This is a genomic window from Autumnicola tepida (genome assembly GCF_031846485.1).
Classification (GTDB): Bacteria; Bacteroidota; Bacteroidia; order Flavobacteriales; family Flavobacteriaceae; genus Autumnicola; species Autumnicola tepida.
On sequence record NZ_JAVRHQ010000002.1, the window covers coordinates 244,533 to 257,912 of the forward strand.

The following is a 13,380-nucleotide window of genomic DNA, read 5'->3' on the forward strand; positions in this document are numbered from 1 at the left end:
TCAAAATGAGAAAAGTAAGAATGACACTAAGTATCCTAACAATGACATTGGTAACCCTCACAGCAATGTCTTGTAAAGATGGAAAAAAAGACGGGGAAACAACACCAATGTCCAATGAAATGCATCAAGATGAGGGGCATAATCACGAAGGTTCCGAGAAAATGATGACAAACAATTCGGGTAATAATGCTACAAATGCAATTATCGATAATTATTTACAAATAAAAAATGCCCTTGTGGCCGATGATCAAGAGGCAGCCGCCAAGGCCGGAGGAAGTTTATTCGGTGATTTTAAAAATTTTGATAAGAGCAGTTATTCTTCAGAAGAAAAACAGGAATTGACAGACATCATTGAAGATGCGAAGGAACACGCAGAGCATATTTCAGAAAGCCCTATTGAGCATCAACGGGAGCATTTCGACATATTGAGCAAGGATGTGATAGATATGATTGCGATAACAGGAACTGATATGAAGCTGTATCAGGATTTTTGCCCGATGTACAATGATAATAAAGGGGCGCAATGGTTAAGTGCTACCAAAGAAATTAAAAATCCATACTTTGGAAGTAAAATGATGAAATGTGGGGAAATACAAAAGGAAATTAATTAATGAGAATTATCAAAATCATTGTATTGATTTTGTTGGTTGCATTTGTGGCGATTCAATTTATACCTGCAAGTCGCAACATAAGTGATACTGTTCCAAAAACCGATTTTATGGAAGTAAATAAAGTGCCTGCCACCATACAAAACAAATTACAGGTGTCCTGTTACGACTGCCATAGCAACAATACCGATTATCCTTGGTACAATAAAATACAACCGGCCGCCTGGTTCTTGGAGGATCACATTAAAGAAGGAAAAGATGAATTAAATTTTAATGAATGGGGGGATTATTCAGCCAGAAGGAAAAATAGCAAACTACGGTCTATTATCAGTCAAATTGAGGACGATAAAATGCCATTGGACTCCTATACTATTATCCATAGGGATGCAAGACTTTCCGAGACGAATCAAAAAGAAATTATAAAGTATATGAACCTGCTTAAAAATAGTTTGTAGCAACTTAAAAAGTCATAAAATAGATGAGATTATACCTAAAAAAAGGGAAGGGAATTTGTTTATTGAAGTTTGTTAGTTAAGCCTTTTCTTTTTAGGGTATAATGATAAAGTCCTGTAAGTGAAGGGTATGCTTAATTTAATTAGTTTAAAAAGCCCTTCCCTTGTCAGGCACAAAAAAGAAAGCCGATGAAAGATTGTTGCAATACAGGTAATAGCAAAGCACAAATCAAAAACCCGTTAAAAAAGCGGTTCAATTATATCGTGTACGCTATCATAGCCATCATAGTTCTTGGGACTTTGGTACTGCAACTAATTGGGGACTAATTAAAAACCATAAAAGATGAATACAAAACATTTTTTTTCAATCATTTTGGTCATTGCCTTCTTGGGTAGTTTAACCAAGACCTTTGCCTTAAATGAAGAACGAAATAGCCTTGATGAAACTGAATTATCGGTCAGCACAGCATCTGCTGTACAATCAGATTCTGTAAAAGCAGATTTTGATGCGTTTCCAAACCTGCATCCTATGGTCGTGCATTTTCCCATTGTGCTATTGCTGTTAGCGGTGGTCTTACAGTTGATACAGCTGTTTACCTTGAACCGGACAATGGATTGGGTCATCCTCTTAATGGTAGGCTCTGGATTTATTGGTGCGTATGTTGCCGGAACGTTTGTACATCCACATACAGAAGGACTTACCGAAATGGCCAAAAGCGTACTGGAACAACACGAAAAATATGCCGATTGGACACTTTGGTCGAGTGCTCTTGCAGCTATTCTGAAAATAGTTAGCCTGCTTTGGGTCAAATTAAAGCGTGGTTTCGAAATAGCAGTTTTTGTAGTAATGGCCTTTTCGGCCTATTCGGTGTCCGAAGCAGGACATTATGGTTCGCAGTTAGTATATATTGAAGGGATCGGTCCACAAGGAAAGTATTTGAGCAACGAAGCCGAAGAAGACCACGGAGGACACTAACATTAAATTGTATGCTCGGTATTGTAATTATCAGAATCTTTAAAATAAATAGTCGATATGAATGATTTCTTAAAACAATGGGGCGAAGCGGCTTATACGACCACCGGATTTTTCTGGATGGCATTGTGGGCATTTGTTTTGGGCTACATCATCAGTAGTATGATACAGGTTTTTGTGACCGAAAAAAGGATGCAGAAAACAATGGGCGAGAATGAAAAGAAAAGCGTGCTTCTGGGAACATTCTTCGGATTCATAAGCAGCTCTTGCAGTTTTGCCGCACTTGCTTCTACCAAGTCCATTTTTAAGAAAGGGGCAAGTTTTGTATCATCCATCGCTTTCTTACTGGCTTCTACTAACTTGGTTATTGAATTGGGAATCATCATTTCCATTTTCTTGGGATGGCAATTTGTCGTGGGGGAATATGTAGGTGGAATCCTCTTAATCCTCATTTGTTGGATACTTATACGGATTATAAATCCAAAAAAACTTATTTCAAAGGCCAGAAAAAATTTAGAAAGTGAAGATAGCGATGATGAAATGGATGATTCCAAAGACTGGAAAAAACAAATCCAGAAGGAGACTAGCTGGGCGAGAGTAGCCAAAAAATACAAAATGGAATGGCAAATGGTATGGAAAGATGTTACGGTAGGCTTTACTATTGCGGGAATTGTTGCAGCTTTTGTGCCTGATTCCTTTTTTCAAACACTTTTCATTAATAGCGGTAAGGGCAATACAGATTTTACTTTTTTTGAAATTTTAGAACATATTATAGTAGGTCCAGTTGCAGCTTTTTTGACATTTATTGGCTCTATGGGCAACATACCCTTAGCGGCATTATTATTTGGGAAAGGTGTGAGCTTTGCAGGAGTAATGGCCTTTATTTTTAGTGACCTTGTGGTATTTCCCGTGTTACGTATAAACGCAAAATACTATGGTTGGAAAATGTCGATCTTCATAGTATTTCTATTGTTTACTGCTTTAATAGGAACATCTTTAGCATTACACTACACATTTGATTTGTTCAACATTTTACCAGATCCTTCACAAGTTAAAATTCAAGACAGCGAGTTTTTTAAAGTAGATTATACGTTCTTTTTGAACCTGGCATTTTTAGTTATTTCTGGTTATTTGATATATCTCGGTTTTTTCAAAAAGAAGGATGTAGAACACTCTATGAGTGAAATGGCACCTAAAAGCCAATTACTCGAAAGCATTTTAAAATACGCCGCATTTATTTGTTATGCCTGGTTGGCGGGAGGCCTTATTGTGAAATTTTTTATGAATTAAGATTTAAACTAAAAAAATAATCATTAACAAAATGGTAGTTAAAAGAAAAATATTATCAATTTAAATAGACCATAAGTCTAAAGACTTAGCAATTGTCAATCAAAAAAAATTAAAAAATGAAGTCAACAGAAAAAAAACAAGACAGAATAAAAAAAAGTAATTATAGCAGATTTATAGCTATGCTTGGCCTTTCCTTTATAGCTATGTACACCACAATGTATCTCAATACATACGAAATTGACCACGTGTATTTCAGTCTTACCAGATTTTATATGACCTGTTTGGGTATAGCCTGTATGGCGGTGATTATGTGGTTCTTTATGCGAAAAATGTATCAAAACAAGAAAAAGAACATCGCGATTCTTGTGGGAAGCGCGATTCTGTTTACCGGTGCTCTTGGCTTGGTAAGAGCACAGGCACCCATCATTGGAGATGTTTTATATATGAAGGCTATGATACCTCACCACTCCATTGCGATTTTAACAAGTAAAAGAGCCGATATTCAGGATCCTGAAACAAAAAAACTCGCCAAAGAGATTATAGAAGCTCAAGAAAGGGAAATTGCACAGATGAAGAAAATAATTTATAGACTTGAACAAGAAGGGAAATAAATTTCACCCTGTAAATTAACTTTCCTCACCAAGTTAATTGGTTAGGAACAAAATAAAACGATATGAAAAAGAATATAATATATTTAACGATTGCAATAGGTGTTGGTCTAGTAGCGGGCTATTTTATTTTTGATGGTTCTGCCAAAGATCCTATGATTAACAAAGATTCAGCTGAGATGTCCGATGGTCACGACCATTCTGGCGAAACCTCCAATCAAATGTGGACGTGTTCAATGCACCCACAAATTATGCAACCTGAACCGGGAGATTGTCCTATTTGTGGTATGGATCTTATCCCAGCTGAGTCAGGCTCTGAAGGCTTGTCCCCAAATGAAATTAAAATGACCAAAAATGCAATGGCACTGGCCAATATTCAAACAAATGTAGTAGGTAATGCTGTAGGCGAAACTGGAAATGTAACTTCTTTATCCGGTAAAATCGTAGAAAACGAAGAAGCGAGTGCAGTACAGGCCAGTTATTTTGATGGGAGGATTGAACGTCTCAATGTAAATTATGAAGGACAAGAAGTTCGTAAAGGGCAGCTTTTGGCAACAATCTATTCGCCTAATCTTGTTGCAGCCCAACAAGAGCTAATTACCACGGCTTCCCTTAAAGAAAGCCAACCCGAACTTTATAAATCCGTGCGGAATAAAATGAAGCTCTGGAAACTTTCAGAAAGCCAGATCAACAGTATCGAAGAATCAGGAAAGGTGCGTGAGAACTTCCCTATTTACGCTACGGTTTCCGGAACTGTTTCCGAAAAAATGGCGGAAGAAGGTGATTACGTAAAACAAGGCCAGCCTATTTTAAAATTGAACAACTTAAATACGGTCTGGGCAGAGTTTGATGCCTACGAAAATCAAATTTCACAATTTGAAAAAGGGCAGGAAATAAAAATGACCACCAACGCCTATCCCAACAAAGAGTTTGATGCCACAATATCATTCATTGACCCGGTGTTAAACACCCAGACCAGAATAGTAACGGTAAGGGCTACCATACAAAATAAAAATAACCTGTTGAAACCGGGAATGTTCGTCACAGGTAAGGTTGAAGGTATTGGTGCTTCTAGCGAACAGCAGCTTCTTGTTCCGGCAAGCGCGGTAATGTGGACAGGGGAGCGCTCATTGGTGTATGTAAAAACCAAACCTGACGAACCTGTCTTTGAAATGCGTGAAGTGACGATAGGTAAAAGAAATGGGGAAACCTATTCGATAACAAGCGGATTGGAAGATGGGGATGAAATCGTGACCAATGGCACATTTACTGTGGATGCCGCTGCACAGTTAAGTGGTAAAAAATCAATGATGAATCAAGAAGGGGGCAAAACAATGACTGGGCACGAAGGGCATACCGGGATGGAGCAAGCAAATACCCAAGCAACTGGTAATAGCATTGACCATACAAAAATGAACGAAAGAATAGATGTTCCTGCCAAGTTTCAAAAGCAGTTAAAGCAAGTTTTTGATGGCTATATTGACTTAAAAGATGCCTTAGTGAATGATAATGCGAAAAACGCACAGCAAGCTGCTGAACGAGTAGAAAAAAGTCTGAACAAGGTGGATATGAAATTATTGGAAGATGAAAAAGCGCACAAGCACTGGATGACCATTCAAAAGGAATTAAAGTCATCGTCAAATGCTATTTCCCTTTCTTCAGATATCAAAACACAAAGGGACCACTTTAAACATTTATCTGCCCATATGATAAGCAGTGTCAAACTCTTTGGCGTAAACCAAAAGGCTTACAGCCAATTTTGTCCAATGGCCAATAGTAACAAGGGAGCCTATTGGTTAAGTTTAGAAAAAGAAATCCAAAATCCATATTATGGACAATCAATGTTGACCTGTGGCGAGGTTAGGGATACATTTGAGTAATTATTTCAAAAAATAGCACGATTTTTTTACTTGGAAATTTAAATATGAGTAAAAATAGAAGAGATAGGAGAAAAAATAAAAACAGGAAAAAGAAACAACCAAAAAATAATACCATTTCCAGAAGAGAAAAAATTTATGGCATTATTGCTATGGTTATCTTATTTCTCGCGGCTTTATTCGCAACCATCTATGTAAGCTTTTAAAACTTTAAAACGTGGAGAATCAATTTTTTAAAATCCTATAACAACTATGTCGAATACCATTTACATAAAAAATATGGTCTGTCCAAGATGTATAAGCTCTGTATCCCGTATTATGAACAAATTGAATATTAAATACAATATTATAGAGTTGGGTGAAGTAGATTTGACAAATGAACTGAGCCCTAAAAATAAAAGTTTAATCTCTGTAGAACTTCAAAATGAAGGGTTCAGTTTGGTTAATGATAGAAAAAGTCAACTCATTGAACAAATGAAGAATCTTGTAATTGAAAAAATACACCATTCCACTGAAGATACCGATTTAAAATGGGCAGATATTATTAGTCGAGAACTTAACTTGGATTATAAATATTTGAGTTCCTTATTTTCGTCGGTAGAAAGTATCACGTTCGAGCAATATATCATCAACCAAAAAATTGAGCGTGTGAAAGAACTCATTGTCTATGATGAAATGACATTGAGTGAGATAGCTTTTCAATTACATTACAGCAGCGTTGCGTATTTAAGCAATCAATTCAAAAAAGTAACTGGAATGACACCCACGCAGTTTAAGAAATCTGTGGATAAAAACCGAAAATTTTTGAACGATGTTTAATGCTAAAAAGATATTTCAATAAATTCTACAAATCATTCAGCATATTACATAACACTTTAAAGTCCTTAAATCCTGAAATTTGTAGTGCACAAATAAGAGTGGATTTATGGAGACAATCAACATATTTGAAACCGAAAAAAAGAATCATAAAGAGGGAATAAAAAAATCTTTTCCAGTAACAGGAATGACCTGCGCGGCCTGTGCATCCAGTGTTGAATCTATACTCTCACATACCGAAGGTGTGAACGACGCGCAGGTTAACTTTGCCAGCAGTTCGGTATTGGTGGATTACGACGAAGCCACTACCGAAGAACAATTGCAAAACGCTTTAAGACAGGTCGGTTACGATATTATAATAGATACCGAAGACCCTTCGGAAGTACAACAAGAACTTCAACAAAAACATTACCAAGACATAAAAAGCCGTACTATCTGGTCGGCTATCCTAACGCTGCCTATTTTTATTTTGGGAATGTTCTATATGCAATGGGAACCAGGTAAATGGATTTCTTTGGTATTGGCCTTTCCCATTCTTGTTTGGTTCGGGCGCAGCTTTTTCATCAATGCCTTCAAGCAGGCCAATCACGGTAAAGCAAATATGGATACCTTGGTGGCGTTGAGTACCGGAATCGCCTTCCTCTTTAGTGTGTTCAACACTTTTTTTCCTGAATTTTGGTTAAGTCGCGGCATCGAGCCTCACGTGTATTACGAAGCGGCTACCGTTATTATCACCTTTATTTCATTGGGGAAACTATTGGAAGAAAAGGCAAAATCAAATACGTCTTCGGCCATCAAAAAACTAATGGGGCTTCAGCCTAAAACCCTTAAAATTATTGAGAATGGGGAAGAGAAGGAAATCCCAATTTCATCCGTACAGCTGGGGCAGACCATTTTGGTACGTCCCGGAGAAAAAATTCCCGTGGATGGCGAAGTTTCCAAGGGAAGCTCGTATGTAGATGAAAGTATGATAACGGGAGAACCCGTTCCAGTTCAGAAATCCCAAGGGGAAAAGGTATTCGCTGGTACCGTTAATCAAAAAGGAAGCTTTCAGTTTACCGCTGAAAAAGTAGGTGGGAAAACCCTGCTTTCCCAGATTATAAAAATGGTTCAGGAGGCACAGGGAAGCAAAGCACCTGGGCAAAAATTGGTCGATAAGATTGCGGGAATTTTTGTTCCCATTGTATTGGGTATATCCCTTGTTACCTTCATCGTGTGGATGTTTGTCGGTGGCGATAGTGCATTTTCACAAGCCTTATTGACTTCCGTAGCAGTGTTGGTCATTGCCTGCCCTTGTGCGTTGGGATTGGCGACGCCAACAGCCATTATGGTGGGAATAGGAAAAGGCGCAGAGAACAATATTCTCATAAAAGATGCCGAAAGTTTGGAGCTTGGGCATAAAGTGAATGCAGTAATCCTTGATAAAACAGGTACGATTACAGAAGGAAAACCACTGGTAACCGATATACTCTGGAAGCATAAACTTCAAAATCAAAAGGAATACAAGGAAATTCTTTTGGCTATCGAAGCACAATCAGAACATCCTTTGGCAGAAGCGGTCGTCAATCATTTGAAAGAGGAAAATATTGAACAAGCAGAAATTACTTTCTTCGAAAGCATAACAGGAAAAGGTGTAAAGGCACAATTAGAGAATGGTTCAAAATATTATGTGGGCAACCATAAACTAATGGTAGAAAATGATATTCAAATCGACGCTTCTTTAATGCAAACAGCGGAAAGCCTTGAAGAAAAGGCAAAAACAGTCATATTCTTTGGTAACGAACATCAAGTGCTTGCGATACTGGCCATTGCGGACAAGATTAAAGAAACTTCAAAAAAAGCCATAGCTACGCTTCAAGAAAGAGGCATCGAGGTGTATATGCTCACGGGAGATAACAATAAAACGGCTTCTGCCGTGGCACATCAGGTGGGAATATCCAATTATAAAGGCGAAGTAATGCCTTCGGACAAAGCGGCTTTTGTCGAGAAATTACAGGCAGACGGGAAGATAGTCGCAATGGTAGGCGATGGTATCAATGATTCGCACGCTTTGGCGCAAGCCAATGTGAGTATAGCAATGGGTAAAGGTTCTGATATTGCGATGGACGTTGCAAAAATGACCTTGATAACATCAGATTTACAATCCATCCCAAAAGCATTGGAACTGTCAAAGAGAACCGTGTTGGGCATACTCCAGAATTTGTTCTGGGCATTCATTTATAATATCATCGGTATTCCAATTGCTGCAGGAGTTTTGTATCCGGTAAATGGGTTTTTATTGGACCCAATGATTGCAGGTGCAGCAATGGCATTCAGTAGTGTATCCGTAGTTGCAAATAGCTTAAGACTGAAACGCATAAAACTCTAATATTAATTATAAATTCAAAAACAATGAAAACTTTAAAATTTAAAACAAATATCAATTGTGGTGGGTGTGTATCAAAAGTAACCCCATTTTTAAACAAACAGGAAGGTGTCGAAAGTTGGGAAGTAGATACGAACAATCCTGATAAGATACTGACCGTAGAAACTGACAGTGCTACGGAAGAAGAAGTAAAAACTATTTTGCAAAAAGTGGGGTTTAAAGCTGAGAAAATTTCATAGAATTCAAAGGATTTGTGGGGTACTCTGAAAAGTTTTGATAGGCTCTTTCACCCTTGCAAATCAAGAAACAAAATTAACTATTTTCTTATTATATTGAGAATCAGTTTTTTTCTAAAAAGAGCTTATTGAAATTAAATATGATAGGGTTTGTTCGTGTTTATATTCAAATATTCCTATATCTTTGCTTTTACGAATAAAATCGGGGCAAAGGTTACCTATTCGGTTACCTCGTTTTATTGAAATAGACTAAATGTCTGGTAATCAAAATATTGTTGAGTGGTAGATTAGTTCTGCCACCCCGACCAAGACCATTATCAAATGGTATTAAAACCTTGTTAATCATATGATTATCAAGGTTTTGTTGTTTTTAGGTGTTCATAGAATTTGATATGAAACTATATTAAATGAGTCCGATTCGGTGACCTATCCGGTGACCTCAAAATATAGGGCGGTTTGCCCGAACTGTTGATTTGACTTTCGTTTTCACGCATTTTGTTTAACCCTGAAAACGAATACTATGAGAAATTCGGTGACCTTTGGGATTGTATTTATCCCAAAATCAAGTAAAGCAACAAATGGCAAAGCTCCCCTCTATGCCAGAATTACCCTGAACGGGGAACGTGTAGAAATCAGTTTACAGCGCAGGATCTCCTTAAACCTATGGGATGAGCGTAAAAGCAGGCTGAAAGGTAGCAGCATGGAAAGCCAGCAGGTAAACCGGTCTTTGGATCGGATTTATAACAAGCTTTACGAATGCTTCCGCCAACTAAATGATGCAAACCTGATCTTATCTGCCCAGGCAGTTAAGGCAAGATACCTAAGGGAAGATGATTCCTTTAAAAAGCTTTCGGAGCTCTTGAATTACCATACCGAGCATATGAAAGATGTGCTGAAGTATGGCACTTTAAAGAACTACTACACCACAGAACGATATCTTTATAAATTCCTGAAAAGGAAATATAAAGCGAATGATATTTTCCTGAAGCAGATCAATTACCAGTTCATTACTGATTTTGAACATTTCCTCAGGAACTATAAACCCAAACGTGCAAGGAAAGCTCCTGCCAACAACGGGGTGATGAAACACCTCGAACGCTTAAAGAAGCTGCTTAACCTGGCTCAGAAACTGGAATGGGTGGATAAAGATCCCTTTGCTAAATTCTCCTTGAAGTTTAAAAAAGCCGAAAGAGCCTTTTTAAATGAGGAAGAATTACAGCACCTGGAAGAATATCTATTTGAACGAAGCAGCCATAAGAAGATGCGGGATGTATTTGTTTTCTCCTGTTACACCGGCTTATCCTGGGTGGATGTAAAAAATCTGGAGCCGAAGAATATTGTTGCTGGCATTGATGGACGAAAATGGATTTTTACAGTAAGGGAAAAAACAGAACAGCCCCTTAAAATTCCTATCCTGCCAAAGGCAATGGAGATTATCTGGAAATATGAAAAACAGGCGGAATGCTCGGGTTTTGTGCTTCCGGTGTATTCTAACCAGAAGACCAATCAATATTTAAAGGAAATTGCAGAGAAACTGAAGATAAATAAGACCCTGACCTTCCATGTGGCCCGGCATACCTTTGCCACCACCGTTACCCTTTCTAATGGCGTGCCTATTGAAACCGTTTCAAAACTTCTGGGACATTCCAAGCTGTCTACCACACAAATCTATGCAAGGGTGCTAGAAAACAAGCTGAGCAGCGATATTGATAATCTGGAAGAAAAAATGGCGAAGAAGAAAAAGCCAAATTCATAAAGAAGAACCAATCCGGGCTAAGGAATTTTTTCTTTAGCCCTAATTAATTTAAAAATCCTCTTCCCTCTCATTGAAGAGGTCTGACATTTCCTTATTTGGATCTAACATATATATTCCTGCAGCACCTTTAATGCTTTTTCCTGGATAGCACCGAGGCTTTCTTATTCAAGGGAGTCAGAAGCTATATAATCTTCCTCAAATCCGAATCCTGGAACAGGTAAGTATCATCTTCTTTATAATAACAGATTCCACGTCAGAAGCCAGTAAATTCAGCTCCAGCGAATACTGAATTTGATCAAAATAAGCTTCGGAATAAATTTCCGGAAATTTGAAATATATAGCCTATAAAGTCAGATAAACCTATTAAAAACTCATAATTTTAACGTTTGTATAATAAATTAATATATTTATTGTAAGTATATTAGCACATATTACACATTAAAATTTCGATTAACAGTTAATATCGCCGATAAACTGTTAGCTCTCGATTTACCCTACTGGATTGAGATTTATTCTTTATTAATCTTAAATTCAAAAGTATGCCTAAAACTACTTTTCGAATGTTAAGGGTATGGCTCTTTTATGTGGTTCTAATGTCTGTGCCGCTTGCCGCTCTTACCGCTCAACAAACTGCAAATTCAGTTATTTTCCAGCAGAACGTGGATAATGCTACTAACGCTACAGGTGTAAATGGACAATTTGCAACTTTAAGTTCCGATTCTGGATTTCTATTGGAACCTCGGGAGGATGGAATTTTAGAATTGGGTTATCCCTCCACTTTAGAAGGAAATACCCCCTCTTATATCCGATTGGATTTTGATGATGGCCTGTTGGAGGCCCTTGTACAGGGAAGTCTGGGAAATCTTATAATTGATCTTTCAGAGTCTCTTCTATTGGGAGATCATTATTTTAATGTAATAGCAAAACAAAATAATCAGGTAGTCTATTCCGGCTCTACTGAAAACTTTCCTGCAGATGAGAGATTCAAAATAGTAGTCGACAAGGATGATAATTTTTTTGCAGCTCTAAGTCCACCGGACAGCTACAATCAGATTAGAGTGGAAGATGTCACGTCATCCCTAGTTGGTCTGGGAGTAGAAAATTCAATGAATATTTATCATTCATTATATTATTCTCAGCCACAGGAAGGATGTTATTCTCCTGCTTTCACCAGTGGCGATGCTTCAGGTATTTCTCTGGATGTTCTGGGGTTGGGAGGAGCAGGTATATCAAATCCTGGAGCAGCGATAGATGGGGAGCTCTCTAGCTTTTCAGAGATTAGTCATGGAACATTAGGAGTAGCTTCTAGTATTTCTCAAATTTTCTATCTTCCAAATCCTGCAGCAGCTTCAGATAATTTCAGGCTTTCATTTAAGACAGATGGTTCTCTTTTGTCGGTGGGTATTTTAGATAACCTTCAGATTATAGTTTATTCTAATAATACTCAGGTTTATACTGCTTCAGCCTCCACTTTAATCGATGCGGAATTACTTACCAGTCTTCAAGACAATGAAGTTATTTCTTTAGTAGTTAACCCCACTTCCGGCTTTGATAAAATAGAAATTGAATTAAATGCCCTTGTTGATGTATCACTTGAACAATCGGTAGATATACATGATATAACTATAGCTGCTGAAGGTTGTGATTTGGATAACGATGCAGATAATGATGGTTTAACGGATGACGAAGAAGCTGAAATCGGCACTGATCCTAACGATCCCGATACAGACGGTGATGGTATAAATGACGGCGATGAAGTCGGTAATGGTTCTGATCCATTAGATCCTTGTGATCCAGATGCAACTGCCGGGCCGTGTGACCAGGATAAGGATGGGCTGACCAATGATGAAGAAACTGAACTTGGCACCGATCCCACTAATCCTGATACAGACGGTGATGGTATTGGTGATGGCGATGAAGTCGGTAATGGTTCTGATCCTTTAAATCCCTGTGATCCAGATGCAACCGCCGGACCTTGTGACCAGGATGAGGATGGGCTCACTAATGACGAAGAAGTTGATCTTGGCACTGATCCTACCATTCCTGATACAGACGGTGATGGTATTAGTGATGGCGATGAAGTCGGTAATGGTTCTGATCCTTTAAATCCCTGTGATCCAGATCCAACTGCCGGGCCATGTGACCAGGATGAGGATGGGCTCACTAATGATGAAGAAGTTGATCTTGGCACTGATCCCACTAATCCTGATACAGACGGTGATGGTATTAATGATGGCGATGAAGTTGACAATGGTTCCGATCCGCTTGATCCATGTGATCCAGATGCTACTGCCGGGCCTTGTGACCAGGATGATGACGGGCTGACCAATGATGAAGAAGCTGAAATTGGCACTGATCCTACCGATCCTGATACAGACGGTGATGGTATTAATGACGGG

10 protein-coding genes and 1 pseudogene are annotated in these 13,380 nt (G+C 38.3%); all 11 read left to right on the forward strand.

Annotated features, from left to right (window positions below):
* Nucleotides 1-5: 5 nt before the first annotated feature.
* Nucleotides 6-611, forward strand: coding sequence for a DUF3347 domain-containing protein (locus RM553_RS03795; RefSeq protein ID WP_311533618.1), 606 nt, complete (start codon nt 6-8; stop codon nt 609-611).
* The gene (locus RM553_RS03800) at nt 611-1,063 is read left to right on the forward strand and encodes a heme-binding domain-containing protein (protein WP_311533619.1); all 453 of its coding nucleotides are present in this window, start codon (nt 611-613) and stop codon (nt 1,061-1,063) included. Before RM553_RS03795 ends, RM553_RS03800 begins: the two co-directional genes overlap by 1 nt.
* A 340-nt stretch (nt 1,064-1,403) precedes the next feature.
* Nucleotides 1,404-2,036, forward strand: a complete 633-nt coding sequence (locus RM553_RS03805) for a DUF2231 domain-containing protein (RefSeq protein WP_311533620.1) — start codon at nt 1,404-1,406, stop codon at nt 2,034-2,036.
* A 57-nt stretch (nt 2,037-2,093) separates the two neighbouring features.
* Nucleotides 2,094-3,323 carry a permease gene (locus RM553_RS03810; protein ID WP_311533621.1) on the forward strand — a complete coding sequence of 410 codons (1,230 nt, stop codon included), beginning with the start codon at nt 2,094-2,096 and terminating at the stop codon, nt 3,321-3,323.
* A gap of 116 nt (nt 3,324-3,439) precedes the next feature.
* The gene (locus RM553_RS03815; RefSeq protein WP_311533622.1) at nt 3,440-3,934 is read left to right on the forward strand and encodes a DUF305 domain-containing protein; all 495 of its coding nucleotides are present in this window, start codon (nt 3,440-3,442) and stop codon (nt 3,932-3,934) included.
* A gap of 62 nt (nt 3,935-3,996) precedes the next feature.
* A complete protein-coding gene (locus tag RM553_RS03820; RefSeq protein WP_311533623.1) occupies nt 3,997-5,811 on the forward strand; it encodes an efflux RND transporter periplasmic adaptor subunit in 1,815 nt (604 codons plus the stop codon).
* Nucleotides 5,812-6,060: 249 nt separating this feature from the next.
* Nucleotides 6,061-6,627 carry a helix-turn-helix domain-containing protein gene (locus tag RM553_RS03825; protein WP_311533624.1) on the forward strand — a complete coding sequence of 189 codons (567 nt, stop codon included), beginning with the start codon at nt 6,061-6,063 and terminating at the stop codon, nt 6,625-6,627.
* A 106-nt stretch (nt 6,628-6,733) separates the two neighbouring features.
* On the forward strand, nt 6,734-8,992 hold the full coding sequence (locus tag RM553_RS03830; RefSeq protein WP_311533625.1) for a heavy metal translocating P-type ATPase: 2,259 nt from the start codon (nt 6,734-6,736) through the stop codon (nt 8,990-8,992).
* 23 nt (nt 8,993-9,015) lie between these two features.
* The gene (locus RM553_RS03835) at nt 9,016-9,228 is read left to right on the forward strand and encodes a heavy-metal-associated domain-containing protein (protein WP_311533626.1); all 213 of its coding nucleotides are present in this window, start codon (nt 9,016-9,018) and stop codon (nt 9,226-9,228) included.
* Nucleotides 9,229-9,745: 517 nt separating this feature from the next.
* Nucleotides 9,746-10,981 carry a site-specific integrase gene (locus RM553_RS03840; protein WP_311533627.1) on the forward strand — a complete coding sequence of 412 codons (1,236 nt, stop codon included), beginning with the start codon at nt 9,746-9,748 and terminating at the stop codon, nt 10,979-10,981.
* A gap of 539 nt (nt 10,982-11,520) precedes the next feature.
* Nucleotides 11,521-13,380: pseudogene (locus RM553_RS03845) on the forward strand (hypothetical protein); the annotation flags it as partial.